We start from the raw sequence: 25636 nt of genomic DNA, 5'->3' as shown, positions 1-25636 counted from the left end.
TTGTGCGTACGGCCCTTCTGAGCGTTCTGGATCAGGAGCCCAGCGACCCACCGTCGCTGTCGAGCGTGATCTCGGTCTTCTCCTGCTGCCCGCCGCGGGTGTAGGTCACCTGGACCTTCTCGCCCGGCTGGTAGCCGCGGATCGTCGCGACCAGCGCGTCGGAGGAGGCGATCGGCTGGTCACCGAGGCGGACGATCACGTCGCCTGCCTTGAGGCCGGCCTTGGCCGCGGCGCTGTTGTCGCTGACCGACTTCACCTCGGCACCGATGGTCGTCATGCCGTCGGACTCGACCGCGTCGGACACCGTGACGCCGATGCGGGCGTGCTCGACGGTCTTGCCCTCGACGAGCTGCGCGGCGACGTTCTTGGCGACGTCGATCGGGATCGCGAACCCGAGGCCGATGGAGCCCGACTCGCCGCTGCCGCTGGTGCGGATCGCGCTGTTGACGCCGATCACCGCGCCGTTGGCGTCGACGAGGGGACCACCGGAGTTGCCCGGGTTGATCGCCGCGTCGGTCTGGATCGCCGGGAAGACGTGGCTCGTCTCGGCGGTCTGACCGGCCTGCACCGGGCGGTTCAGCGCGGAGATGATGCCGGAGGTGACCGTGCTCTCCAGTCCGTACGGCGAGCCGATCGCGATGACATCCTGGCCCACGCGCAGGTCCGCAGAGTTGCCCAGCCTGGCGGGCTTGAGGCCGCTCTTGCCCTCCGCCTTGACGACCGCGAGGTCGGTGACCGGATCCCTGCCGACGATCTGGGCGCGGGCGATCGAGCCGTCGCTGAACGAGACGGTGATCTCACCGGAGTCGGCGGCGGCCTCGATGACGTGGTTGTTCGTCAGGATCTCGCCGTCGCTGCTGATGATGATGCCGGTGCCGCTCCCGCTGGCCTGGCCGCCCTTCACGTTGAGCTGGACCGTGGAGGGGAGGACCGTCTGGGCGACCTTCTCGACCTGCCCCTCGGGCAGCGACGCGGTGGACGCGTTCGAGGCGGTGTCCAGCGAGGACTGTGCGGTCGTCGGATTGGAGTCGTCGTTCAGCGCGTGGTAGCCGGCGGCCCCGCCGATCCCGCCGACGAGACCGGCCACGAGCGCGCCCGCGACCACCGCAGCGGCGAACCCGCCGCGTCGCTGGTTCTTCTCCGGCGGCGTGACGGACTGCGGCGTGAAGCCGAAGGGGTACGCCTGCGTGTGCTCGCCGGGGCGGTCCTGCGTGCCGGTGGCCGAGTCGTAGCGGTGCGTGTACGAGGAGCTGCCGGGAAGTCCCGTGCTGCTCGGCGCCGCGTAGGAAGGGGTGGGCTGCGACGCCGGCTGCGGAGCCGGCCCCACAGGCTCTGTTGGTCGGGACTCATCGTTCATGCCTCTAGCATGACCGCCGCGACTAAGAGCGTGCTGAGATCACCCTGGGAGCTGCAGAATAGTCACCGCTCGGCGCTCGTGGAGCGGTCCTGGTCGCCGTCGCCGCGGCGGCCGGGGATGTGCAGGGTCATGAGCGCGCCTCCGCCGGGTCCGCGCGACGCGGTGACTGTCCCGCCGTGCCGGTGGGCCGCCTGGGCGACGATCGCGAGGCCCAGTCCCGAGCCGGGCAGGCGTCGAGCCTCCCGCGAGCGGTAGAAGCGGTCGAAGACGTGCGGGAGGTCCTCGTCGCTGATGCCGGGACCCGCGTCCTGCACCGTGAGCACACCGTCCTCCAGTCGCACCTGCACCTCCCCGAGCGGCGGGCTCCACTTGGCCGCGTTGTCGAGCAGGTTGGTGACCGCGCGCTCGAGCGTGCGGGACTCGCCGATCACGATCCAGGGCTCGGTCGAGACCTCGAACGCCACGCCGGGAGCCCGCCGCTGCACGCGGTCGACCGCCGTCTCGACGACCTCCGCGAGGTCGATCGGCTCGGGGTCGGGGTCGCCGGGGTCGCGGGCGAGCTCGACGAGGTCGCCGACGAGCGTGGTGAGCTCGTCGAGCTGGGCACGGACGTCGTCGATCAGCTCCTGGCGGGCCCGGCGGGACATCCCCCCGCGCTGTTCGGCCTGGCCGAGCAGCTCGATGTTGGTCCGGAGCGAGGTCAGGGGAGTCCGCAGCTCGTGTCCCGCGTCGGCCACCAGCTGCCGCTGCCGCTCCTGGGAACCCTTGAGCGCGACCATCATCTGGTTGTAGGCGACGGTGAGGCGCGCGAGGTCGTCGTGCCCGTACACCGCGATGGGACGAAGGTCCTCGGTCCGCGCGACCTGCTCGACGGCGGTCGTGAGGCGGCGCACCGGGCGCAGTCCGCCGGTGGCGACGACCGAGCCGAGCAGGCCGGCGACGAGCACGCCGAAGCCGCTCACCGCCCACAGCACGACCTGGAGCCGGGAGAGCGCCGTCTCCATGTTGGCCATCGACTGACCCACCACGAGCGCCGTGCCCGGTGCGGCTCCGACGGCGACGACGCGGTAGTGGACGCCACCGATGGTGGCCGTGCGCAGCGAGTGCGACACCCGCCCCTCGGCGACCGCCTCCTCGTCCGGCCCGATGAAGTCCCCGAAATCGCGAGACGGCGCGCCAGCGTAGATCAGCGCCATCTGGACGTCTGCGGCGGCAAGGGCCGCCTTGGGGAAGCTTCCGGAGTTGAGCTGGTCGGCGATCCCCGCACGTACGGCCGCGGCCGCCCGGAGCTTGAGGTTCTCGTCGACGCTGGACGTGAACTCTGACTCGACGCTGACGTAGATGATGGCGCTGACGAACGCGAGGGTCACGCCGACCGCGGCGGTCGTGAGGAGCGAGACGCGGGTGGCCAAGGAGACGCGCTGGGCGCGGTCGCCGACCCAACGGCGCCACGAGCGGGTGTGGGCTGCGGCCTCCATCAGCGGGATCCTCCGGTCACGGTGCTGTCTCGCGCAGGACGTAGCCGACACCGCGCACCGTGTGGAGGAGGCGAGGCTCGCCGTCGGCCTCGAGCTTGCGGCGGACGTAGCCGACGTAGACCTCCAGCGAGTTGGCGGTGGTCGGGAAGTCGAACCCCCACACCTCCTCGAGGATGAACGAGCGTTCGAGCACCCGCTTGGGGCGCTCCATGAAGAGCTCCAGCAGGGCGAACTCGGTCCGGGTCAGCGAGATGGGCCGCTCGCCCCGCATCACCTCCCGGGTGGCGGTGTTCATGGTGAGGTCGGCGAACTCGAGGACCACCTCCTCCTCGTCGGAGTCACCGGTGCGCCTCGAGCGGCGCAGCAGCGCCCGGACCCTCGCGAGGAGCTCGGCCAGCGCGAACGGCTTGGTGAGGTAGTCGTCCGCTCCGGCGTCCAGCCCGTCGACGCGCTCGTCCACGGCGTCCTTGGCCGTGAGGACGAGGATCGGGACCTCGTTGCCCGCTGCCCGCAGGGCGCGCGTCGCCTCGAGCCCGTCGAGCCGCGGCATCATCACGTCCATCACGATCGCGTCGGGGTCGATCATCGGGACGCGTGCCAGCGCCTCTGCACCGTCGGCGGCGACATCGACGTCGTAGCCGTTGAACTCCAACGACCGGCGCAGCGAGTCACGGACCGCCCGGTCGTCGTCCACCACGAGGATGCGCATGGGGCCAGGGTGCCAGGTCTGGCCCAGCAGCACCCGACCTCGTGCAGCCGGCCGGCACTCAGCGGCAGCACTCGGTTGCCGTGCTCGGCCCCACCAGCGCTCAGCCCGTGGCCCTCGGCGCTTCGCCGTCCAGGAGCTGCTCGGCCGCGGCCCGTGCCCTGGCACCGTACCCACCACCGAACAGGGCGGCGTGCACGAGCAGGGGATGGAGCTGGTGGAGCGGCACCCGCTCGTGCCACCCGTCGGCGAGCGGGAACGTCTCGATGTAGGCATCGAGGATCCGCTGGAGGTGCTGGATGCCGAACAGGGCGAGCATCGCGAGGTCGGTCTCGCGGTGGCAGCCGTGCGCGGCGGGGTCGATGAGGAAGGCGCGGTCCTCGGTCGACCACACCACGTTGCCGGACCAGAGGTCACCATGGATCCGTGCGGGCGGCTCGGGTGGGCCGGCGAAGTCGTCGATGCGACGCACGACCTCCTCGACCGGTGCCGCGTCCTCGGTGGTCATCGCGCCGCGGTCGACAGCCACCTTGAGGTAGGGCAGGATGCGCCGGGTCGTGTAGAACTCCGTCCACGTGGGCGCCGGCTTGTTGGGCAGCGGAGCCAGCCCGATGTATCCGTCACGGGGATAGCCGAACTCGTCGGCACCGGCGCGGTGGGTGGCGGCGAGTGCGCGACCGAGGCTCTCCGCCGCGTCGGCGGTCGCCTTGCCCGGCTCGATCCACGAGACGACGAGGCAGTCCGCGGACACCCCCAGCACCTGCGGCACGGGCGCCCCGGCCTCGCCGAGCCACTGCAGGCCCTCGGCCTCCGCCGTGTAGAAGTCGTGCGGCACCTGCGGACGGGTCTTCAGGACGGCGCTGCGGCCGTCGGTCAGACGCAGCCGGGTCGCGGTGTTGGTGTCCCCGCCGGCCACGGGCGTCGTCGCGACGACGGCCACACCCAGCAGTGCCTCAGCCTTCGCTGCGATGCCCCCCATACGCGCCATGTGCTGACGCTACACACGGTCGGGCTCGCCTGCCCCTTATCTGGCAAGCTCCTCGACGAGCCTCGGAGCGCTGGCGACGATCGCGTCCGACGTCCGCTCGATCAGCCTGAGGACGTGCTCGAACCCTGAGGGACCTCCGTACCAGGGGTCGGGGACCTCGTCGTCGCCCGGCGTCGCCACGGGATCGTACGAGCGGAACATCTGGACCTTGCTGCGGTCGCGCGGCGTCCGGGCGAGGGCGCGCACGGCGTCGAAGTTGGACCCGTCCATGGTGAGGACCAGGTCGTGGTCGTCGAACCAGCGGCTGGTGATCTGCTGCGCACGGTGCCGGGTCGGGTCGTAGCCGTGCTCCTCGAGGATCGCGGCGGCACGGGGGTCCATCGGCTCGCCGCGGTGCCAGTCGCCGGTGCCGGCGGAGTCGACGTGCACCTCGTCGGCCAGACCCGCGTCGGCGAGCTTCTTCTCCAGCACGACGTCGGCCATCGGGGAGCGGCAGATGTTGCCGAGGCAGACGAGGGCGATGCGGAGCGGGTGCCCGGAGCCGGTGGTCATGGCTTCACGGTAGCGGTGCGGACTCTAGTCGGCGTCGACGAAGATGCGCAGCACCATGTTGACGAGCGAGATCACGATGGAGCCTCCCACCGCGACCCAGAAGCCGTCGACGTTGAACTCGACTGGCAGCGCGTCGGTCACCCAGGCGGTGAACCGCAGGAGCAACGCGTTGAGCACCAGGAGCAGGAGCCCCAGCGTCAGGACGATGAAGGGGATCGAGAGGAGCTTGAGGAGGCGTCCGACGGTCAGGTTGATGACCGTGAAGACGGCCGCGATGACCAGGAGGGTGCCGGCCTTCTCCCACCAGTCCTGCCCCGACTCGCCGATGCTGATCCCGGCGAAGATCCCGGCGGCGACCGCGATGGCCGCAGCGTTGCACAACCACGTCAGCACGAGCTTCATGCGCCCCATCCAACCAGATCGGGTCGCCTGATCAGCCCGCCACCTCCGGCACCGCAGGTGGCGGTACGGCGCGTGACGCCTGCGCGAGGACGATGCCCGCGACCACGAGAAGCCCGCCGACCACCTGCAGCGCGTCGAGCGACTCGCCGAACCACGCCCACCCGAGGGCCGCGGCTCCCACCGGCTCGAGGGTCGCCACCATCGTGACGACCGTGGCGGGGAGGTGCTGCAGCGCACTGAGCTCCATGAAGAACGGCGTGAGGGTGCCGAGGACGACCACCCAGCCGATCGCGAGCCACAGCGGGACCTCGTACGCGTCGAGCGCGCCGAGGAGGTTGGCCGAGCCGTCCAGGTCGGGCGACGTCCAGATCGGACGCGCGACGTTCATGGCGATCGCGGCGAAGACGAACGCCCAGACGACGACCCGGATCGGGTCTGCCTCGCTCACTCCCTGCTCGCCCACGAGGAAGTAGGTGGCCAGGCACGCCGCTGCGGCGAGCCCGGCGAGCATGCCGAGCCCGTCGAACGCCAGGCCGCTCGCGATCTGCGCCACGAGCGCCAGACCGACCAGCGTCAGCGCGACGGCCAGCCACATCGTGCGTCGGACGTGCTGCCGCTGCACGAACCGCGCCCAGAGCACCACCAGGACGGGCGCGAGGTACTCGAGGAGCAGCGCCATGCCGACCGGGATGCGGTCGATCGCGATGTTGTACGTCCACTGCACGCTCGCGATCCCCACGACGCCGAGCAGCAGCAGGAGGGCGAGCTCGCGTCCTCGGGGCAGGCGCAGCGCGCTGCGGTCGGCGACGACGGCGAAGAGGACGAAGAGGAGCGCCGAGCCCGTGGTCCGGAACGTCGTCAGGAGGGCCGGGTCGATCCCTGCCCGCAGGACGACCCGGGAGACACCGGCGTTGAGGACGAAGAAGCAGGCCCCGCCGACGACGAGGGCGTAGCCGAGGCTCGGCCTGGACTGTGTGCGCGCCACGTCGGGATGCTCTCACGCGTGTGGCGCGGCCCGCAGATGCTAGGCGGGCGCCGCCGGGGAGGTCCAGACGGTCCCTCGTCGGGAGTCGGTGGTGGACGTCAGGGCGCCGGTCTCCGTCTCGTGCGTCGTGACTCCCGCCTTCCGCGCGGCCTTCGCGACCCGGTCGCGGAAGTCGAGCCACGCCGAGCCGTCCGGAGCGCCGTCCCGGTCGGGCGCGGTGAGGGCCGCGAGCGCGATCTCTCCCGACGCGGTGCGTATCCACCCCGCGGAGGCGGCGTGCTCCTCGAAGCCGGTGAGGAGCGCCCACCGTCGCGGGCCGACGGGCTTGCTCATCGTCGCGGTCACGACCCGGTCGACGATCGCGTCCGCGGTGTCCGGGTCGGTCTCGAGCACGAGCCCGGTGGCCAGCCACTCGCGATGGGTCGCGGAGCGGCGCTCGCGGTCGCGCTGCCCGGCCCGACCGCGGTCGCGCAGGAGGCCGTGACGGCGCCACCGCTCGAGGGCGACGATCACGACGAAGAGCGCCACGCCGGCGAGGAGGGTCGAGACGGGCACGGAGACACCTTCCTCGGGACGGAGCTGGCTGGCCGCAGCACGGTAGCACCGGGGGCCTGCCGCGACCCGGCTCGGCTGGCTAGGGTGCGGCCATGGGAGAACCCCGCATCAGACAAGCCCTCGACGGAGTGCCGGACTACCGTCCCGGCCGCCCGCCGACCACGACCGACGACCGTGTGCCGTACAAGCTGTCGAGCAACGAGAACCCGTACCCTCCGCTGCCGAGCGTCCTGGACGCGATCGACGACGCCGCCCGCCGGGTGAACCGTTATCCCGACATGGGTGCGGTGGGGCTGTACGCCGCGCTGGCACAGCACCACGCTGTCCCGACCACCGACCTTGCGGCGGCGACGGGATCCGTGGCCGTGCTCTACCACCTGCTGCAGGCGACGTGCGAGGCCGGCGACGAGGTGGTCTATGCGTGGCGGTCGTTCGAGGCCTACCCGATCGCGGTTCGGCTCGTCGGCGCCACCCCTGTCGAGGTGCCGCTCACGGCGGCCGCCGAGCACGACCTGGAGGCGATGCTCGCGGCGATCACGCCGCGCACGCGGGTCGTGATCGTGTGCACTCCGAACAACCCCACCGGGCCCGCCGTGGAGCCCGACGCTCTCGCGGCGTTCGTGGACGCGGTCCCCGACAACGTGCTGGTCGTCGTCGACGAGGCGTACGCCGAGTTCGTCCGGCGCGCGGGGGACTCCTCCGGCCCCGAGGCGCTCGAGCACTATCGCGCCCGGGACAACGTGGTCGTCCTGCGGACCTTCTCCAAGGCGTACGGGCTGGCGGGTCTGCGGGTCGGCTATGCGGTGGCGCCCGCCCGGATCGCCTCCGCGGTGCGCAAGGTGGCGCTCCCGTTCGGCGTCTCCGACGTGGCTCAGGCGGCCGCGGTCGCCTCCTTGGCGGCAGAGAAGGAGCTGTTCGAACGCGTCGACGCCATCGTTGCCGAGCGCGACCGGACGGTCGACGCGGCGCGGGCGGCCGGCTGGCCTGTGCCAGACACCCAGGCGAACTTCTTCTGGCTGCCGACCGGCGCGAGGACGCTCGAGGTCGCGGAGGCCTTCGGGCGCGACGGGCTTGCCGTGCGTCCGTTCGCCGGCGACGGCATGCGGATCACGATCGGGGAGCCCGGCGCGAACGACCGCGTGCTCGACGTGCTGCGCCGGCAGTCGGCCGGCAGCTAGACCGGCGTCCGTCCGGTCCGGCCCCTCAGCTCATGTCGAGGGGCTGGGCCGTCGACTCCAGGACGCTGAGCCACAGGTCGCCGTCGGGGGCCACCGAGTGCCGTCGCTCGATCACCAGGGGGATCGGGACGTGCACGAAGCGGTGGCGGCGGCGTCCGACGACCATGTCGGTGCGCCCGGACATCGCCGCGTGCACGGCGATCTGGGCGAGCCGCGCGCAGTAGACGGAGTCGGCGGCGTCGGCGGGGACCGCCCGGATGCCGTAGCCGGGATCGAGGTACTTCAGGGTCAACGGCTCGCCTCGGTCGTGGAAGTCCTTCTCGATGGCGGCGCGGACGACGGCCGCGATGTCGCCGAGGCGCCTGTTGCCGGACGCGTCCGACTTCCCGGTGGCGGGCATGAGCTCCTGGCCGGCGCCCTCCGCGAGCACGACGACGGCGCTGCCGTGGGCGCGGACCCGGCGGGCGAGGGTGCGCAGCAGCCCGTTCTCGCCGTCGAGGGCGAACGGCACCTCGGGGATGAGGACGAAGTCGGCGTCGTGGTTGGCGAGCGCGGCGTAGCACGCGATGAACCCTGCGTGGCGTCCCATCACCTTGACGAGTCCGACACCGTTGTAGGCCGACTCGGCCTCGACGTGGGCGGCGGTGATCGCCTTCGACGCCTCGGAGAAGGCGGTGGCGAACCCGAAGCTCTGGCCGATGTGGGGGATGTCGTTGTCGATGGTCTTCGGGATCCCGACCACGCCGATGGCGAGGCCCCGGCGCCCGATCTCCTCGACGATCTTGTGGGCGCCGTGCATCGAGCCGTCGCCGCCGATCACGATCAGCGCGTCGATCTCGAGCTCGACGAGGCGGTCGACGATGACGGAGGGGTCCTGGGCGCCACGGGAGGTCCCGAGGACGGTGCCGCCGCGCTTGTTGATGGACCCGACCAGCCCGGGGGTGAGAGAGACGGGTTCGAAGCCCAGCTGAGGGACGAGTCCGGCGTAGCCGTTCTGGAAGCCGGTGACCTGCGTGACGCCGTAGTGGGTGTAGAGCTCGAGCGTCACGGCGCGGATCACGTCGTTGAGACCGGGGCACAGCCCGCCGCAGGTGACGACCCCGACGTGCGTCGTGGCGGGATCGTGGAAGATCCGGGCGCGGGGGCCTCCCGGTTCGAAGGAGGGCGACCGCTCGACCGGCTCCGCGCGCCGCTCGAGGAGGTCGATCGTGTCGTCGTAGAGGACGCGGTCACCCTCGGAGACGTAGTACTCGTTGGTCTGGCGGTCGGCGACGTAGGACGCGAGGGGGGAGTCGTACCGGCAGGGCCCGAGTGAGGAGACCTGGAGGTCGGCGAGGGTGATCACGTGTCGAGGGTAGGCAACGGCGACGCCGAGGCGGCGGTCCGGGTGCCGTCGCTCGGGTATTCACGATGGCAAGTGACCTGCGTCATATCGCGAATAATTGCCTACCGACCGGCGCCTTAGATTGTGCATCCTGTTAGGCTGTAAGCCGATCAGCCAGTCACTCTGCCAATGATGTTGGTTCTCAGGAAAAAATGGATCCCTCCCTCCTCGTGGCCTTTGCCGGACTGTGCCTTCTCTTGGCGCTGACCCCTGGGCCCGACACCTTCCTTGTCCTCCGCTTCAGCCTGGGCGGGACCCGCGCGGGCCTTGCTGCCGCCGCCGGCTCGTCCACCGGGTCGTTGCTCTGGGCGCTCGCGGTCGCCGCCGGTCTCGCGACGCTCCTGGAGCAGTCGGCCGAGGCGTTCCGTGCCGTGAAGATCGCCGGCGGGCTCTACCTGCTCTGGCTCGGCCTGCGGGCGCTGCTGCGGCGAGGGAAGGGACTCGGTGAGATCGAGGGTGCGTACGGCGTGCGCGCCGGCGCGGCGATGCGCGCCGGTCTGCTCTCCAACGTGCTCAACCCCAAGGTCGGGCTCTTCTTCATCGCTGTCGTCCCGCAGTTCCTCCCCGGCCACGACGCGACGCTCGGAGCGACCCTGCTCCTGGGGGTCATCTTCGCCGCGATCGGACTGGTCTACTTCGCCCTCATCGCCGTCGTCGCGGGGCGTGCCGTCGACTGGTTGCGTCGTCCGCGGGTGGAACAGGCCATCGACCGCGGGACGGCCGGGATCATCGCCACTCTGGGCGTCTCGACCCTCGTGTCCGCCACGCGCTGACCGTGTGAACGAGTCGGTCCCCTGTCACCAGGCGGCAGCTCACGAGCGAAGACAAGACCTTCCGGCCTGGCACGATGCTCGCCATGACAGAACCACAGCGCAAAGACGTCGGCGCGCAGTGGCGCTGGTGGGCCGGCAAGACTCGTCATGGCACCCGTCTTGGCTGCCGCCGCCGCAGCCTTGTACGTCGTCGGGGAAGACACTGCGACCGGGCTGTGCCTCCTCCTCGCCGCCGTCACCGTCGTCAACGCCATCACCAACAAGGTCACCTTCCAAGCCGGGGTCGCGCGCGGGCATGCGGTGACCCTCTACGCGCTCTCGCGAGACCCCGCCCTCGAGGACGACACCCTCACCACGACGATGGCAGGCATCCAGCCCTGGACCACCGACGACGACATCCGGGAGACCGTGGACCGCGTCACGCGCCCATGAGGGCCTCCGGCGGTGCTCGCAGCGGGTTGCTCGGCCAGGCGCTGACCGTCGCAGTCACGGGCCGATCGGGTGCGGCTCCTCGCGGACGACCTCTCGCGGGTCCTTGTCGTCGCGCAGCCCCTGGTAGCGCGGGTGGCGGAGCCGGCCCGCTCCCGTCCACTCGCTGAAGCCGATCTGCACGACGAGGCGGGGCTCCACCCAGTGTGTCTGCGCCGCCGCCGTCCGACTGGTCCTGCGGATCTCGTCGGCGGAGTCGGCGAACGGGTTGGTGGAGCGGGACAGCGGTGCGAGCAGGGAGCCCAGGTGGGCCAACGTCTTCTCGTCGAACCCCGTCCCGACCTTGCCGGCGTAGCGGAGGTCGTCGCCCTCGTAGTAGCCCAGCAGCAGCGCGCCGAGGCCGCTGCGGGCGCCCTGCGGGTCGGTCCATCCGCCGACCACGAGCTCCTGCCCGCGCACCACCTTGAGCTTCAGCCAGTCGGGTGAGCGTCGTCCCGCCTGGTACGTCGAGGCGGCCCGCTTGGCCATCACCCCTTCCCACCCGACGCTCTCCGCGTGGTGGAACATCGCCGTCCCGGCGCCCGCCTGGTGCTCGCTGAAGCGGAGCGTCGGGGAGAACGTGTACGCGTCACGGAGCGCGTCCTTGCGGGTGGTGAGCGGCAGGCGCTGGAGGTCGTGCCCGTCGTAGCGGGGGAGGTCGAAGACGACGTAGGCGAGCGTGACGTGGGCCGAGGCGATCGCTCGCGCGTCGGTGACGTGCATCCGCTTCTGCAGGTCCTCGAAGCTGGTCTGGTCTCCTCGCATCGCGCACAGCTCGCCGTCGAGCACCCAGTCCGAGGCGGAGTCGAAGGGTCGAAGAGCCTCGATGATCTCGGGATAGCTGACGCTGACGTCGATCCGGTTGCGCGTCCACAGGCGCACCTCGCCACCCTCGCGGATCGCCATCAGGCGCTCGCCGTCCAGCTTCCGCTCGAACACCCACGCCGGGTCGTCGAAGCGTCGCGACGTGAGCGTGGCGAGCATCGGGGCGATCCAGATCGGTGGCACGGTCCGACCGTACGCCGGAGCGGGTTCCCACCCCGGCGCCTGTGCCTCTTGACGATGGGCGCGAGGGGGACCACGGTGGGCACCATCCGCTGGAACGTCGTTCCACATCCTTGGAGGATTCGTGCCCCTGAAGCGTGCCGCCCACCTCGCCCTGACCGCCGCCCTGACCGGGGGAATCCTGTCGGTCGTCCCGACGACCTCCGCCGCCGCTGCCCCCCCGCCCGCCGTCGCCCACTACTCGAGCGAGATCGTCAACGACGGCACCGACGTCTACTACCCCGCCGGTGCACAGGGCGAGCTCCCCGTCGCCCTGCTCATGCAGGGTGCGCAGGTCCACCGCATGCACTACGCGGCCTACGCGCGCGCCGTCGCCGCGTACGGCTTCGTGGTCGTCGTCCCCAACCACAAGCGTCTCGTCTTCTTCGACAGCGACTACTACCCGTCGCAGAAGATGCCGGCGCAGGCGATCGACTGGATGGCTGCGGAGAACGCCACGGCGTCGTCGCCGCTCGCCGGACGGATCGACACCGACACTCTCGTCCTGCTCGGGCACTCCTTCGGCGGCGCTGCTGCCCTCGGGGTCGCCGAGGAGTCCTGCGGGATCCCGTTCTGCACCACTCTCGGCTTCTCCCTCCCCGACGAGGTGAAGGCTGCCTCGCTGTTCGGCACCAACAACAAGTCCCCGCTGCTCGGCTCGTCGGCGAGCATGGACAACCAGATCCCCGTGCAGCTCGTCCAGGGGACGGTCGACGGCGTGGCGCTGCCCGCCGACGCGGAGACCTCGTACACCAAGCTCGAGAACGGCCCGAAGCAGATCGTCCGGGTGGCCGGTGCCAACCACTACGGCATCACCGACACGCAGAACCCGGCAGGTGCCGACCCCGACGCGAGCGTGCAGCCGATCAGCCAGGCGGCGAGCATCGCGACGTCGGCACGCTGGGCCGCGACGTTCCTCAAGGCGCAGCTCGGCGACGGTGCGGCCGCCGACTACGTGTACTCCACCGGCGACGCCGCCGATCCGGGCGTGACGGTGACCAGCACACGGTGACCCGCGCACGATGATCGGCGTCCGCCCCGCAGGGCCTGGAGGATGTGGAGGCACCCTCCGGGCCCTGCGGGCCGGTGCTAGCCTGGCTCCACGTGTGAGCCCGCTCACACCCCGTCGACAGCCTGCCCGGCTACCGTCCGGTTGGCGTTCGACGACTCACATCCGCCGGCCGCGGAGACCCCGAGGTCGCCGAACGCGAGGAGTGCCTCATGGCCGATCCTGTCGACCCTCCGCTCGTCCAGCTGCTCAGCCCTGAGGGCGAGCGCGTCGAGCACCCCGACTACCACTTCGACGGTGACGACGACACCATCGCGAGTCTCTACCGCGACCTCGTCCTCACCCGCCGGATCGACACCGAGGCCACCGCGCTCCAGCGTCACGGGGAGCTCGGCATCTGGGCCTCGCTCCTCGGGCAGGAAGCCGCACAGATCGGGTCCGGTCGAGCCCTCGCCCCGCAGGACTACGCGTTCCCGACCTACCGCGAGCACGGCGTCGCCTGGTGCCGCGAGGTCGATCCGATCGCGCTGCTGCGACTCTTCCGCGGCACCGACCAGGGCACCTGGGATCCCGACGAGCACAACTTCGGCCTCTACACGATCGTGATCGGCGCTCAGACGCTGCACGCCACGGGCTACGCGATGGGCATCCAGCGTGACGGTGCGGTCGGCACCGGCGAGCCCGGCCGCGACGCCGCCGTCGTCGCCTACTTCGGCGACGGCGCGACGAGCCAGGGCGACGTCAACGAGGCCTTCATCTACGCCGCGGTGATGAACGCGCCCGTCGTGTTCTTCTGCCAGAACAACCAGTGGGCCATCTCCGAACCCACGAGCCGGCAGACCCGCGTGCCGCTCTACCAGCGTGCGGCCGGTTTCGGCTTCCCCGGCGTCCGCGTCGACGGCAACGACGTCCTCGCCGTGCACGCGGTCACCCAGGAAGCCCTCCAGCGCGCTCGCGAGGGCAGCGGACCGACCTTGATCGAGGCGTTCACCTACCGGATGGGTGCGCACACGACGACCGACGACCCGACGCGCTACCGCCTCTCGGACGAGGTCGAGCGGTGGAGGCTGCGCGACCCGCTCGAGCGGGTCCGCGCCTACCTGCGTCGCATCAACGCGGTCGACGACCAGTTCTTCAGCGACATCGAGGAGGAGGCCGACGCCCTCGGCGAACGCCTGCGCGCCGACGTACGCGCGCTGCCCGACCCCGACCCCGTGGACCTGTTCGCCAACGTGTTCGTCGAGCAGACCGCCGAGATCGCGGCCGAGCAGGAGGAGTTCCGCTCCTGGACGGAGACGTTCGAGACGGAGGTGGCCCGGTGAGCACGACGATGACGATGGCCAAGGCGCTGAACGCCGGCCTGCGGCACGCGATGGACGACGACGCCAAGGTCATCCTCATGGGTGAGGACATCGGCCGCCTCGGCGGCGTCTTCCGTATCACCGACGGCCTTCAGAAGGACTTCGGCGAGGACCGGGTGATGGACACCCCGCTCGCGGAGGCCGGCATCCTCGGGACGGCCGTGGGCCTCGCGCTGCGCGGATACCGACCGGTCGTGGAGATCCAGTTCGACGGTTTCGTCTATCCGGCGTACGACCAGATCGTCAGCCAGGTCGCCAAGTACCGCTACCGCTCCGGCGGGCGGGTGGTGATGCCGCTGGTGATCCGGATCCCGTTCGGCGGCGGCATCGGCGCGGTGGAGCACCACTCCGAGAGTCCCGAGGCGCAGTTCGCGCACACGCCGGGCCTCAAGGTGGTGGCGTGCTCCAACCCGCGTGACGCCTACTGGATGATCCAGCAGGCCGTCGCCGCGCCGGACCCGGTGGTGTTCCTCGAGCCCAAGCGGCTCTACCACTCGACGAAGGCCGAGATCGACCTCGACGTGGCGCCGCCCCCGCTGTTCTCCTCGCAGGTCGTCAGGTCCGGCACGTCGGCGACCGTCCTCGCGTACGGGCCGTCGGTCGCGGTCGCCATGGGTGCCGCCGAGGCCGGCATCGCCGACGGTCTCGACCTCGAGGTCATCGACCTGCGGACGCTGTCGCCGCTCGACATGGCGCCGGTCCACGCGTCGGTCCGCAAGACCGGGCGCGCCGTCGTCGTGCACGAGGCGCACCGCAACCTGGGCATGGGCGCGGAGCTGGCGGCGCGGATCACCGAGGAGTGCTTCTACTCGCTCGAGGCCCCGGTGCTGAGGGTCGGCGGGTTCGACACGCCGTACCCGCCGAGCCGCGTCGAGGAGACGTGGCTGCCAGACCTGGACCAGGTCCTGGACGCCGTCGACCGCAGCCTGGCGTGGTGAGGGCGGTGGCGACGAACGAGTACAAGCTGCCCGATCCCGGCGAGGGGCTGACCGAGGCCGAGATCGTCTCGTGGCACGTCGCGGTCGGAGACACGCTCAAGGTCAACGACATCGTCTGCGAGATCGAGACCGCCAAGTCCATCGTCGAGCTGCCCACCCCGTACGCGGGGACGGTCGCCGCTCTCCTGGTCGCCGAGGGTGACACCGTCGCCGTCGGCACCCCGATCATCGCGGTCTCCGACGGCGCCGACGAGGCTGTGGCGCCGCCCTCGGGGACGGCGGAGCCGCCTCCGGTCGAGGAGCGGGCGGAGACGGGGGCCGAGCTGCCACCGGAGGCGGAGGCTGCGCCGGTCGCGACCCTCGTCGGGTACGGCCCGCGAGAGCGTCACTCCGTACGCCGGCGCCGCCGCGACACCGTTTCCTCGCCGGCACCGACAGCGGCAGCCGCACCGGCTCCCGCGGCTGCACCGGCTCCGGCAGCGGCGCCGCCCGCCGCGGTCCGGACCCTCGCGAAGCCCCCCGTCCGCAAGCTGGCCAAGGACCTCGGCGTCGACCTCCGCCAGGTGCCGCCCGGCGACGGCGGAGTGGTACGCCGTCCGGACGTGGAGGCCTACGCGCGCCAGATCTCGATGCCAACGACGGGGCCCGCCGCGGCCGACACCCCGGCCGCCCTGGCTCCGCCGGCCGCTCCGACCATCGTCGCCGCGGCGACCGCATCCGGCGGTGGCGACCGGGAGACCCGCATCCCCATGAAGGGGGTGCGCAAGGCCACCGCGGAGGCGATGGTCGCCTCGGCGTTCACGGCACCCCACGTCACCGAATGGCTGACGGTCGACGTCACACGCTCGATGGAGCTGCTGGAGCGCATGCGCTCCGATCGCGCGCTGTCGGAGGTCAAGCTGTCGCCGCTCCTGCTCGTGGTCCGCGCGGTGTGCCTCGCGCTGCGACGCACGCCAGAGATGAACGCGTCGTTCGACAGCGAGCGGCAGGAGGTCGTGCTCAAGCACGACGTCCACCTCGGTATCGCCGCGGCCACTCCGCGCGGTCTGCTCGTCCCGGTCGTGCGTGATGCCGACCACCGCTCGATGCCCGACCTCGCCGCCGAGATCGGAGAGGTCGTCCGGACGGCACGCGACGGCAAGACGCAACCGTCCGACCTTGCAGGAGGGACGTTCAGCATCACCAACGTCGGCGTCTTCGGGGTCGACGCAGGCACGCCCATCCTGGTGCCCGGTCAGACGGGGATCCTTGCCGTCGGGGCGATCAACCGCCGCCCCTGGGTGGTCGACGACGACATCGTGGCGCGATGGGTGACGACCCTCGCGGTGTCGTTCGACCACCGGGTCGTCGACGGTGAACAGGGCTCGCGATTCCTCGCCGACGTCGGTCGGCTGCTGGAGGATCCCGCGAGCGCACTCGCCCTCTGAGAGTGACCCGCGGCGTCTGAGCCGTGGCGCATCGGTTCCGGAGCCGATGCGCCGCGGCATGTCGGAAATGCGCCAAATTCTCGGAACACGTCCACTCAGACCCTCCGGGTCGTTACGTTCGCGTGATGACCGCTGCCGGGGGGAAGGGGTGATCCGGTGACAGGCGAGTCGCGGGAGATCAGCGCCTACGAACGCGTGGGATGGCTCCTGCGCCAATGGCGGCTGATGTCGGCAGACACTGATCTGCGCAAGCTCCAGCCGTACGCCGAGGAGCTCGCGCGGCACGGCCACCGGGCCGACGCCTCGCGGGTCAGCAGGTGGGAGTCGGGACGCCTGCGGGTCCCCGAAGCCGTCCTGCGGTCGTACGAGGAGATCCTCGGTCTGCCGCGAGCCGGCCTCGCAGCGACCTGCGAGGGACTGGCGCGGTCGTGGGGTGCGCGGCCTCCCGCCCGCAGCGTCGACGTCTCCGGTGCCCGGCTCGACGAGGCCTTCGCCACCGTCCAGGGGCCGGTCGTCGAGGGTGTCGACTGGTTCGAGTGGGCGGGGTGCGTCGCCGCGTCGGACCCGTTCGACGACCCCTACCTGAGCGCCCTCGACCCCCTCCTCTGTCGACTGGTCAGCGAGGCGTCGCGTGCCAACGGCCTGGCACTCGTGACCCGCTACGAGGCGCTCCGCCGCCTGATCGAGGCGCCGCTGCACCAGCCGCGCGTCATGCGCGCGGTGGGTGCCCAGGTGATCGAGCCGCGCGCCCAGGCCACTCTCGTCCCCGTCCTCCTCATCGCCGACGTCCGCGCGGAGAAGGCGGTCAACACCCTCATCTCGCTGCTCGCGCAGCCGTCGGCCCAGCTCCAGCTCGGTGCCACCTGGGGGTTGCACCGCAAGCTCGTCCGTCACGAGGTCACGCCGTCCTCGATGGCGGCTCTGGAGGCGCAGCTGGCCCACATGCTCTTCGACGGGGCCAGCGAGACCTCGTTGCACAGGATCGTGCCGCTGCTGGAGGTGCTTCCCGTCCAGACCGCGGACCGGCTCCGACGCCTCCGGCCGCAGCTCTTCCCGTCGCGTCCGCGCGCGCTCTCCAGCTCGGCGACCAGTCGCGCCACGATGCTCGCGACCGCGGTCCGGGGTGCGACGGCGCGGATCGAGTCGTTCACCGGGCGGGAGGTCGACCCCGTCGGTCGCACGATCGTCGAGGACGCCTACAGCGCGACGAGCCACGACGTGCGCCACCAGTCCGCCCTGGTGCTGTCGCGCAGCCCGTACGCCGCCGCGCTGGGGGAGGTGCTGATCGAGCAGACCCAGCCCAACCGGTGCTTCGAGGGAGCGCCGGGTGTGCTGCCGTACGTCGTCGGCAAGGCCGAGCGGGACGCCTTGATCAACCGTCTGAGCCTGAGCGGCGCCGACGTCCGCCAGACTCTCATCGCCCTCGCCCACGTGCCGGGAGGTCCCGTGCCCAGCGTCGCCGACCTGCTCGGCCATGCCGACCTGAGCGTCGCGCACGCGGCGTTGTTCACGGCCGGGATGCAGCGCGACCCGATCCTCGAACGGGTCAGCAAGGACCGCCGTCGCTCGTCGGCGATGCGCCACGGTGCCCAGTGGTGGCTGGACCACGGCGGACGGGTCGACGACGTCCGGGTGAGGTGACGCCGTAGGGCTCCTGTCGGACCCTGTCGCACGCGCGTGCCATCATGTATGCAACATGTGTGCAAGCCGCCTCCCTGACGCTGCCCCCACCGTTCCTGCTCGTGCCTCCGCGACGGAGCGGGCGTACGCGACCCTGAAGCGAGAGATCCTCGTCGGCGACCTTCCCGGTGGGGAGGAGCTCGGAGAGGTCGCGCTCGCGGAGCGTCTTGGATGCTCGCGGACGCCGGTGCGTGAGGCGCTGCTGCGCCTGCAGACGGAGGGACTCGTACGCATCTATCCCAAGCGCGGTGCGATCGTCCTGACGGTGACCAGTGCCGAGGCGGAGTCGGTGTGGGAGGCGCGCGCGCTCGTCGAGCAGTGGGCCGCCCCGCGTGCGTTCGCCGCAGGGGGCCGGATCCGTGCCGAGCTCGACGCGCTCGTCGACTCCGCCGAGGAGCACCGTGTGCAGCGCGACCTGGCCGCCTTCACCGAGGCGGACCGCCGCTTCCACGAGGTCGTCGTCGCTGCGGCCGGCAACCCGCACGTCTGCCGCTTCTACCGCAGCCTTCGTGAGCGGCAGATGATGGTCAACGCCACCGCGATGGGTCTGTCTCCTGAGCGCATGGAGGCCGCCGTACGCGACCACCGCGAGCTCGCGCGCCTGATCGCCGGCGACGATCTCGACGCATTCCTGGCAGCGACCGACGCCCACCTCTCAGCGAGCCGCCACGCGGTCCTGGGTCTTGGCGGAGCGTCGGCGTGATCGCCCGGGTCTCGCGCCGGCTCGGCCTGCGCCGCAACGCCTACGTGGTGTGGCTCGTCGCCCTCTCGGTCTACGTGCTCGCGGTGTTCCACCGATCGTCGCTCGCGGTCGCCGGGCTGGAGGCCACCGAACGGTTCGACATCGGCGCGGCCCAGCTCTCGACGTTCACCGTCCTCCAGCTGGTCGTCTACGCGGGGATGCAGATCCCGGTCGGCCTCGCGCTGGACCGGTTCGGACCTCGTGCGGTGATCCTCACCGGTGTCCTCACCCTGAGCGCCGCGCAGGTCGTGTTCGCCCTCGCCACGTCCTACCCCGTGGCCCTGGTCGCGCGCATCGCTGTCGGCGCCGGTGACGCGATGGTGTTCGTCTGCGTGCTGCGGCTCGTCGCCTACTGGTTCGCGCCCCGCACGGTGCCGCTCATGACGCAGCTGACCGGGATCAGCGGCCAGCTCGGGATGATCCTGGCCGCGGTGCCGATGACGTGGGCGCTCCACCGGCTGGGCTGGACCTGGGCCTATCTCACGACCGCCGTGGCCGGGCTCGTTCTCGCCGCCGCGCTCCTCGTCGTCGTGCACGACCGTCCTGGCGTCCGGCGGCACCTCGGTGCTCCGCTCCAGATCCGAGGGCTGGCAAGCCGCATCCGTGACGCGTGGAGCGACGACGGGACTCGGCTCGGGTTCTGGACGCACTTCTCGACCCAGTTCAGCGCCACGGTCCTCGGCATCCTCTGGGGCTACCCGTTCTTCGTCCGCGGCGAGCACACCACTCCGGCGTTCGCGGCGTTCCTGCTGACCCTGCTCACCCTCGCCACGATGGCGAGCGGACCGTTCCTCGCGTGGCTCACCGCCCACCGGCCGTACCACCGGTCGTCGACCACCCTCACCATCGTGGCCGCGATCGCGAGCTCGTGGGCCGCCGTGCTGCTCTGGCCGGGTGACGCGCCGCCGTGGCTGCTGGTCACGATGGTCGTGGTGACGGCCGTCGGGGGGCCTGCATCGATGGTCGGCTTCGACTTCGTGCGCACCTTCGGCAGTGCCGAGCGCGCCGGCCTGGCGACAGCCCTGGTCAACACCGGTGGCTTCATCGCGTCGCTGTGCACGATCCTCGCGATCGGGGTGGTGCTCGACCTGCTCACACCCGCGGGCTCCGACGTCTACGCCTCCAGTGCCTTCCGAGGCGCGATGGCGGTCCAGGTCGTCCCGTGGCTCCTCGGTGCAGCGATGATCGTGCGCCACCGCCGCAGGATCCGGCGCAAGCTCGCCGAGACCGCGCCCGACGTCCTGGCGGCGATGAGGCGCGGCGAGTCCGTCAGCGTCGGTGCCTGAGGCTCAACCGACCTGCTTCGTCATCATCGCGGCCTTCTTGCCGTCGGCCTGGTCGAGCCGCCCCACCTCGGCGTAGCCGCGCGAGCCGTGGAAGGCCAGGGACGCATCGTTGCGCGGCTCCACGTAGACCTCCAGAGCCATCAGCTCACGCGCACGCGCACGCTCCTCGAGCACGTTGTAGAGCATCGTCGCGATGCCGCGCCGTCGGAAGCCGGGCGCGACGACAGCCCGGTCGACGTAGGAGAAGTCGTCCAGCTCGTCACAGAACCAGCGGTAGTTGATGCTGTCGTAGGCGGTGCCTGGCGGCAGCGTGAGGGCGAAGCCTCCCAGCGCCCCGTCGGCGTCCTGCGCCACCACGGCCTGCTCGGCGTACCCGAGGATCTCCTCGAGCCGCTCCATGGTCAGGGGCCCGACGCCTTCGAGCGCGCCCTGGTTGAGGGCGAGCACGGCGTCGAGATCGGGGTCGTCGATCCGGCGTACCAGCATGGCGGGAGCCTAACCTGTGCTGAGCCCAGGCGGGAGTTCTTCGCCGGCGCTCAGCCGATGGTGAACCTCACCCCGGCCGCGGTCTCCGAGGCATCCCAGAGCTCGGCGGCGAGCTCGGGATCACGGGCCAGCGCCGTCATCCCGACCGGCTTCGGCCGGCCACGGAGCTGGCGGAAGCCTGACGGCCCGACGTACGCGCCGCCCTCGAGCGTCGGGTCCGTCGCCGCGCGCTCGATCGGCCACGCCCCTGCGGAGGCGGACTGAGCGACCGCTCGGCTGACCTGGTGGACGACGGCCCCCTGGAGGCTGCGGCCGCCGAGCTGGAGGCCCGACCGGGAGAGCTGCGTCAGCGCATAGCCCGGGTGTGCCCCGAGGCTCGTGACGTCGATCCCGGCGGCGCGGACCCGTCGGTCCAGCTCGCGCATGAAGAGAAGATTCGCGAGCTTCGACTGCGCGTACGCCCCCCAGCGGTCGTAGCGGGCGAGCGGCGCACCCGGTTCCAGCGACCTCAGGTCGAGTTTGCGGGCGAACGAGTGCATCAGCGACGAGACCGACACGACCCGCGCACGGCTCGTCGTCAGGGTCGGCCAGAGGTGCGCGGTGAGCGCGAAGTGGCCGAGGTGGTTGGTCGCCATCTGCAGCTCGAACCCCTGCGCGGAGGTGCGGAAGGGCGCCGCCATGATGCCGGCGTTGTTGATCAGCACGTCGATCCGCCCGGCGCGCTCGGCGATCTCGGTGGCAGCCGCGGCGACCGAGTCCAGGTCGGCGAGGTCCAGCCGGACGGCGAGCGCCTGCGCGTCACGCACCCCATGCCGCAGCGCTGACAGTGCGTCCTCCACCGTGGCGAGATCGCGCCCGGCGGCGACGATCTTCGCGCCGTGGTGCGCGAGCTGAAAGGCCACCTCGGTGCCCAGGCCTCCGGTGACCCCGGTGAGGACGACCGTGGTGCCGTGGAGGTCGCCGATGTCGTCAGTGGTCCAGGAACCCGCCGCGGGCGCCGGCGTCACGGCGTGACCGCGATCTCGGCGAGGAGGTCACCTACGAGGCTGGAGTCGCCGGTCCAGGTGACCGAGAGGGGATGGAGCGCCTCGCGCCCCGAGACGAGCATCAGGAACGTCTCGGCGGCCATGCTGACCCGCGCCGTCGGCTGCGGGGACGTGCCGTCGTGGAGCCGTCCCCGTCCGCCGTCGCCGACCTCGACCCAGACCGAGCGCCTCACGCCGCCGGTGAGCTCGACGTCCAGCTCGGTGCCCGGCTCGGCCTTCAGCCGCTTGGCGAGGACATAGGGCAACGCGGTCAGGAAGCTTCCGACCACGAGGGCGCCGGCGCGGCCGTCGTACCCGCCCGGGGCGCCGACGGCGCCGCGCAGGTCCTGCTCGTGCACGAACATGTCGACCATCCGGTTGCGCAGCAGCGTCTCGTTGCTCCAGCCGATGCCTCCGGGCGTGACCCCCGCGGCGGCCGACGGGTCGTCGGGGAGAGACGCGAGGGCCTTCTTGCGGACCTCGACGGCCTCGCGGAGCTCGTCGACCAGCTCGCGGGGCGTGGCGTCGTCGCGCTCACGCACCCCGGCCTCGGTGTACGCCGACGTGAACTCGCCGCCGTCGACACGTCCCTGCGCGGGGCCACCGCGGCCGGTGCCCGCGAGCTCCGACTCCAGCGCAGCGAGGTGAGCGACCACGTCACGGACGCGCCAACCCGGGCAGCCGGTCGGCAGCTCCCACGCGTCGTCCACCACGGCGTCGAGGAGCGCCAGGGTCCGGTCGGCGGACTCGGCCCAGGCGTCGACGTACAGCGAGAGATCCATGCGCGAAAGCCTAGGGGAGCCGGGACGGTGCTGGACCCGACCTTCGAGAAATCACCCGCGTCTCGAGCGACGCGACCGCATCTCGGCGTCGAACGTCTCCATCGCCGTCGTCATCTGCTGCTGGTACGCGGGCTCAGCGAGGCGTGCCGCCATCTCGTCCGGTGTGACGTCCTCGACGTGCGACGCGAGCCACCAGACGTTGCCGAAGGGGTCGCGGATGCGGCCCCCTCGGTTGCCGAAGGCGTCGTCGGCCAGTGGAGTCACCTCCTGAGCTCCGGCATTCAGCGCCGAGACGAACGTCGCGTCCACGTCCTCGACGTAGAGGCTGAGCAGGGCGATGCAGTCTGGCCACTCCGGTGCTGCGTCGAACGCCATGACGACACGGTCGCCGATGAGCACCTCGGCGTGCCCGAGCCGTCCGTCGGGGAGCGCGAACCGCCCGCGTTCGACCGCCCCGAAGGCGGCCACCATGAAGTCGACGAACTCTGAAGCACCTCGCACGGAGACGTAGGGGGTCAGCGTGCCGTAGTCGGGAGGAATGGGTGATGTCGTCATGACCCGACGTTAAGGTCGATTGCGGACATTTCCTGTCCTGATTCTGGCGGGCCCCTCCGCGCTGGGGTCGCCGTGCCTACTCTCGGAGCGTGAACGAGAAGCGTCGCGTCCGTGTCAGGGCGCCCGAGCTGGTGGGTCGCGGCTGGCTGAACACGGGGGGCGCGGACCTCGGGCTCGCCGACCTGCGCGGACGGTTCGTCGTCCTCGATTTTTGGACCTCAGGCTGCATCAACTGCCTGCACGTCCTGGACGAGATGCGCCCGCTGGAGGAGAAGTACGCCGACGCGCTGGTGGTCGTGAGCGTGCACTCGCCCAAGTTCGCCCACGAGGCGACCGCCGACGCGCTCGCCGCGGCGGTCCAGCGCAACGGCGTCACCCACCCGGTCCTCGACGACCCCGACCTGACGACGTGGCAGGCGTACGCCGTGCGCGCCTGGCCGACCCTGGTCGTGGTCGACCCGGAGGGCTACGTCGTCGCCCAGTACGCCGGGGAGGGCCACGTGCACGCCATCGACGCGCTGCTCGCGACGCTCGTCCCCGAGTACGAGGAGCGAGGCTCGCTCACGCGAGGCCGGTCGCCGTACGTCGCTCCCGATCCCGAGCCGGGCGACCTCCGCTTTCCCGCGACCGCGATCCGGCTCCCGTCCGGCAACGTCCTCGTCGCGGACGCCGGCAGCGGGAGCGTCGTCGAGCTCGCGGCGGACGCGGCGACCGTCGTCGGCCGCCACGAGGGGTTCCGCGAGCCGAACGGACTCGTGCTCCTCCCCGAGGGCGTACGGGACACCGTCGCGTACGACGTGGTCGTCGCCGACACGGTGGCGCACCAGCTCGTCGGACTCCGGCTCGACGACCGTGCGGCGGAGCCGCTCGCGGGTGACGGTCGGCAGTGGATGCAGGGCGACGGGACCACGTCGCTGTCGTCACCGTGGGACGTGGCCTGGTGGCGCGGCCGGGTCTGGGTCGCGATGGCCGGGATCCATCAGCTCTGGACCTACGACCCGGCCACCGGAACCGTCGAGGTGGTCGCCGGCACCACCAACGAAGGACTGGTCGACGGGCCGCTGATCGACGCGTGGTTCGCCCAGCCGTCGCGCCTCGCCCCCGACGGGGAGGTGCTGTGGCTGGCCGACCCGGAGGCGAGCGCGCTTCGCCGCATCGTCGAGCGCGACGGTGAGCTCGTCGTGGAGACGGTCGTGGGGCAAGGCCTCTTCGACTTCGGTTTCGTCGACGGCCCGGCCGACGAGGCGCTCCTCCAGCACCCGCTCGGTCTTGCGGTCCTCCCCGACGGCTCGGTGGCGATCGCGGACACCTACAACGGCGCCGTGCGCCGCTACGACCCGGCGACCGACGAGGTGAGCACCCTGGCCACCGGCCTCGCCGAGCCGTCCGGCCTGCTCGTGGACGGTGACACCGTGCTCGTCGTCGAGTCGACGGGGCACCGGCTCACCCGAGTGGCGGTCGGGTCCTCCGCGGCCGCCAGCGGCGCCAGCCACACGACCGGCCGCCCGACCACCGACGTCCGCGGCGGCGAGGTCGAGCTGGTGGTCGCGTTCACGCCGCCACCGGGGCAGCACCTCGACGAGCGGTACGGCCCCGCGACGCGGCTGGTCGTCACGTCGACGCCGCCGGCACTCCTCCGCGAGGGCGAGGGCCGGGAGACCGGACTCGACCGTCGGTTGGTCCTCGATCCCGCGGTCGGCGACGGAGTCCTCCACGTGGCCGCCATGGCGGCGTCCTGCGACGACGACGGCGGAGTCGGCGCCGCCTGCTACATCCATCAGCAGGACTGGGGGGTCCCGGTCCGGGTCACACCAGACGGCGAGGCTCGGATCGTGCTCCCGCTCGGCGGTACGGCCTAGCGGACCGGTCGCGGCTCAGGGCCGCAGCGTCCGCCTCCGCGCGAGCCACACCAGGAGCGCCGCGAGCGTCCCGACGACGACGCCGCCGACGCCGAACGCGAGCGCACCGAGGGACAGCGCGACGACGCCGAGCACCTGCGGCTGCTTGCCCGTGCCCCACGTGGCCGTCGCCAGCCGTGGGTCGGTCGCGTCGCACGACAGCGTGGCCTCCGTGCCGACCCAGCCGGTCGTCGAGTCTCGTGCCGACAGCGCCACGAGGTGCCACCCACCGACCGCCGCGGACTGGTTGCGCAGCGCGGGAACCTCGATGACGGGCCCGCCTTGGGGGATCAGGTCGCACGCGACACCGAGGTCGGCACCCGTGGCTTCCGCGGGGACGTCGGCTCGCACCCACACCGCGAGGCGGTTCTTGGTCACGGTGACGGAGCTGTCGTCGGGCAGCGCCGTCACGGCTGCGTCGCGGGCGACGCCCACGGCGCCGAGACCGAGGACGAGTGCGCCGGCGAGCCCGACGAGGGCGATCACCGCGCCGACGGCGTACCAGCCTCGAGAGAGCCGCCGCGGGCGTCGTGGCTCGCGCGAGGTGACGGGCTGGACCATGGCGCGAGCGTATCGG

The 25636-nt window shown here is 71.7% G+C and carries 26 protein-coding genes; 11 read left to right on the top strand and 15 right to left on the bottom strand.

What is annotated here, in order from left to right; all coding sequences use genetic code 11:
- Positions 1–31: 31 nt before the first annotated feature.
- From KV100_RS08505 to KV100_RS08470, 8 genes are all read right to left on the bottom strand, one after another.
- Positions 32–1357: a S1C family serine protease gene (locus KV100_RS08505; protein ID WP_220342396.1), complete on the bottom strand. Its 1326-nt coding sequence runs from the start codon at positions 1355–1357 to the stop codon at positions 32–34.
- Between the two features lie 62 nt (positions 1358–1419).
- Positions 1420–2835, bottom strand: a complete 1416-nt coding sequence (locus tag KV100_RS08500; protein WP_220342395.1) for a cell wall metabolism sensor histidine kinase WalK — start codon at positions 2833–2835, stop codon at positions 1420–1422.
- A 16-nt stretch (positions 2836–2851) separates the two neighbouring features.
- Positions 2852–3544 (bottom strand): response regulator transcription factor, encoded by a 693-nt coding sequence (locus tag KV100_RS08495; protein ID WP_220342394.1) that lies wholly within the window; start codon positions 3542–3544, stop codon positions 2852–2854.
- A 100-nt stretch (positions 3545–3644) separates the two neighbouring features.
- The gene (locus KV100_RS08490) at positions 3645–4529 is read right to left on the bottom strand and encodes a fructosamine kinase family protein (RefSeq protein ID WP_220342393.1); all 885 of its coding nucleotides are present in this window, start codon (positions 4527–4529) and stop codon (positions 3645–3647) included.
- A gap of 36 nt (positions 4530–4565) precedes the next feature.
- On the bottom strand, positions 4566–5081 hold the full coding sequence (locus KV100_RS08485; RefSeq protein ID WP_220342392.1) for a low molecular weight protein-tyrosine-phosphatase: 516 nt from the start codon (positions 5079–5081) through the stop codon (positions 4566–4568).
- A 24-nt stretch (positions 5082–5105) separates the two neighbouring features.
- Positions 5106–5483, bottom strand: coding sequence for a phage holin family protein (locus KV100_RS08480; protein WP_220342391.1), 378 nt, complete (start codon positions 5481–5483; stop codon positions 5106–5108).
- Positions 5484–5514: 31 nt separating this feature from the next.
- Positions 5515–6468, bottom strand: a complete 954-nt coding sequence (locus tag KV100_RS20135) for a DMT family transporter (protein ID WP_220342390.1) — start codon at positions 6466–6468, stop codon at positions 5515–5517.
- Between the two features lie 39 nt (positions 6469–6507).
- Positions 6508–7023: a hypothetical protein gene (locus tag KV100_RS08470; protein ID WP_220342389.1), complete on the bottom strand. Its 516-nt coding sequence runs from the start codon at positions 7021–7023 to the stop codon at positions 6508–6510.
- Positions 7024–7115: 92 nt separating this feature from the next.
- On the opposite strand from KV100_RS08470, the gene hisC reads away from it, so the two are divergent.
- The gene (hisC, locus tag KV100_RS08465) at positions 7116–8201 is read left to right on the top strand and encodes a histidinol-phosphate transaminase (protein WP_220342388.1); all 1086 of its coding nucleotides are present in this window, start codon (positions 7116–7118) and stop codon (positions 8199–8201) included.
- A gap of 25 nt (positions 8202–8226) precedes the next feature.
- Here the strand turns inward: hisC and KV100_RS08460 are convergent, their stop codons facing one another.
- Entirely contained in the window at positions 8227–9546 is a 1320-nt protein-coding gene (locus tag KV100_RS08460; RefSeq protein ID WP_220342387.1) for an ATP-dependent 6-phosphofructokinase, read from the bottom strand.
- 191 nt (positions 9547–9737) lie between these two features.
- On the opposite strand from KV100_RS08460, the gene KV100_RS08455 reads away from it, so the two are divergent.
- Positions 9738–10358, top strand: a complete 621-nt coding sequence (locus KV100_RS08455; protein WP_220342386.1) for a LysE family translocator — start codon at positions 9738–9740, stop codon at positions 10356–10358.
- A 147-nt stretch (positions 10359–10505) separates the two neighbouring features.
- Positions 10506–10790, top strand: a complete 285-nt coding sequence (locus KV100_RS08450) for a hypothetical protein (protein WP_220342385.1) — start codon at positions 10506–10508, stop codon at positions 10788–10790.
- A 54-nt stretch (positions 10791–10844) separates the two neighbouring features.
- On the opposite strand, the gene ligD is transcribed toward KV100_RS08450, so the two are convergent.
- Complete coding sequence (gene ligD / locus KV100_RS08445) at positions 10845–11834, bottom strand: non-homologous end-joining DNA ligase (RefSeq protein ID WP_220342384.1); 990 nt, start codon at positions 11832–11834, stop codon at positions 10845–10847.
- Between the two features lie 121 nt (positions 11835–11955).
- Between ligD and KV100_RS08440 the strand changes: the two genes are divergently transcribed.
- From KV100_RS08440 to KV100_RS08410, 7 genes are all read left to right on the top strand, one after another.
- A complete protein-coding gene (locus KV100_RS08440) occupies positions 11956–12882 on the top strand; it encodes a hypothetical protein (protein ID WP_220342383.1) in 927 nt (308 codons plus the stop codon).
- A 209-nt stretch (positions 12883–13091) separates the two neighbouring features.
- Positions 13092–14201: a pyruvate dehydrogenase (acetyl-transferring) E1 component subunit alpha gene (gene pdhA, locus KV100_RS08435; RefSeq protein WP_220342382.1), complete on the top strand. Its 1110-nt coding sequence runs from the start codon at positions 13092–13094 to the stop codon at positions 14199–14201.
- Between the two features lie 8 nt (positions 14202–14209).
- Positions 14210–15178 carry an alpha-ketoacid dehydrogenase subunit beta gene (locus KV100_RS08430; protein WP_220342572.1) on the top strand — a complete coding sequence of 323 codons (969 nt, stop codon included), beginning with the start codon at positions 14210–14212 and terminating at the stop codon, positions 15176–15178.
- Between the two features lie 5 nt (positions 15179–15183).
- Positions 15184–16605, top strand: coding sequence for a dihydrolipoamide acetyltransferase family protein (locus KV100_RS08425; protein WP_220342381.1), 1422 nt, complete (start codon positions 15184–15186; stop codon positions 16603–16605).
- 156 nt (positions 16606–16761) lie between these two features.
- Positions 16762–18246 carry a hypothetical protein gene (locus KV100_RS08420; RefSeq protein WP_220342380.1) on the top strand — a complete coding sequence of 495 codons (1485 nt, stop codon included), beginning with the start codon at positions 16762–16764 and terminating at the stop codon, positions 18244–18246.
- A gap of 55 nt (positions 18247–18301) precedes the next feature.
- Positions 18302–18988 (top strand): GntR family transcriptional regulator, encoded by a 687-nt coding sequence (locus KV100_RS08415; RefSeq protein ID WP_220342379.1) that lies wholly within the window; start codon positions 18302–18304, stop codon positions 18986–18988.
- Entirely contained in the window at positions 18985–20313 is a 1329-nt protein-coding gene (locus KV100_RS08410) for a nitrate/nitrite transporter (protein ID WP_301021978.1), read from the top strand. The genes KV100_RS08415 and KV100_RS08410 overlap by 4 nt, the downstream gene beginning before the upstream one ends.
- 3 nt (positions 20314–20316) lie before the next feature.
- Here KV100_RS08410 and KV100_RS08405 read toward each other — a convergent pair whose 3' ends face one another.
- From KV100_RS08405 to KV100_RS08390, 4 genes are read right to left on the bottom strand one after another with little or no spacing between them, the layout of a single operon-like run.
- Positions 20317–20799: a GNAT family N-acetyltransferase gene (locus KV100_RS08405; RefSeq protein ID WP_220342378.1), complete on the bottom strand. Its 483-nt coding sequence runs from the start codon at positions 20797–20799 to the stop codon at positions 20317–20319.
- 50 nt (positions 20800–20849) lie between these two features.
- The gene (locus tag KV100_RS08400; protein WP_220342377.1) at positions 20850–21806 is read right to left on the bottom strand and encodes an oxidoreductase; all 957 of its coding nucleotides are present in this window, start codon (positions 21804–21806) and stop codon (positions 20850–20852) included.
- Positions 21803–22606: a maleylpyruvate isomerase family mycothiol-dependent enzyme gene (locus KV100_RS08395; protein WP_220342376.1), complete on the bottom strand. Its 804-nt coding sequence runs from the start codon at positions 22604–22606 to the stop codon at positions 21803–21805. Before KV100_RS08395 ends, KV100_RS08400 begins: the two co-directional genes overlap by 4 nt.
- A 51-nt stretch (positions 22607–22657) precedes the next feature.
- A complete protein-coding gene (locus KV100_RS08390) occupies positions 22658–23161 on the bottom strand; it encodes a VOC family protein (protein ID WP_220342375.1) in 504 nt (167 codons plus the stop codon).
- An 89-nt stretch (positions 23162–23250) separates the two neighbouring features.
- Between KV100_RS08390 and KV100_RS08385 the strand changes: the two genes are divergently transcribed.
- A complete protein-coding gene (locus tag KV100_RS08385) occupies positions 23251–25020 on the top strand; it encodes a thioredoxin-like domain-containing protein (protein ID WP_220342374.1) in 1770 nt (589 codons plus the stop codon).
- 15 nt (positions 25021–25035) lie between these two features.
- Here KV100_RS08385 and KV100_RS08380 read toward each other — a convergent pair whose 3' ends face one another.
- A complete protein-coding gene (locus KV100_RS08380) occupies positions 25036–25620 on the bottom strand; it encodes a hypothetical protein (protein ID WP_220342373.1) in 585 nt (194 codons plus the stop codon).
- Positions 25621–25636 lie beyond the last annotated feature (16 nt).

Source organism: Mumia sp. zg.B21 (assembly GCF_019550855.1).
Classification (GTDB): Bacteria; Actinomycetota; Actinomycetes; order Propionibacteriales; family Nocardioidaceae; genus Mumia.
The sequence above is the reverse complement of the archived record's forward strand: the minus strand, read 5'-3'. Positions and strand labels throughout refer to the sequence as shown.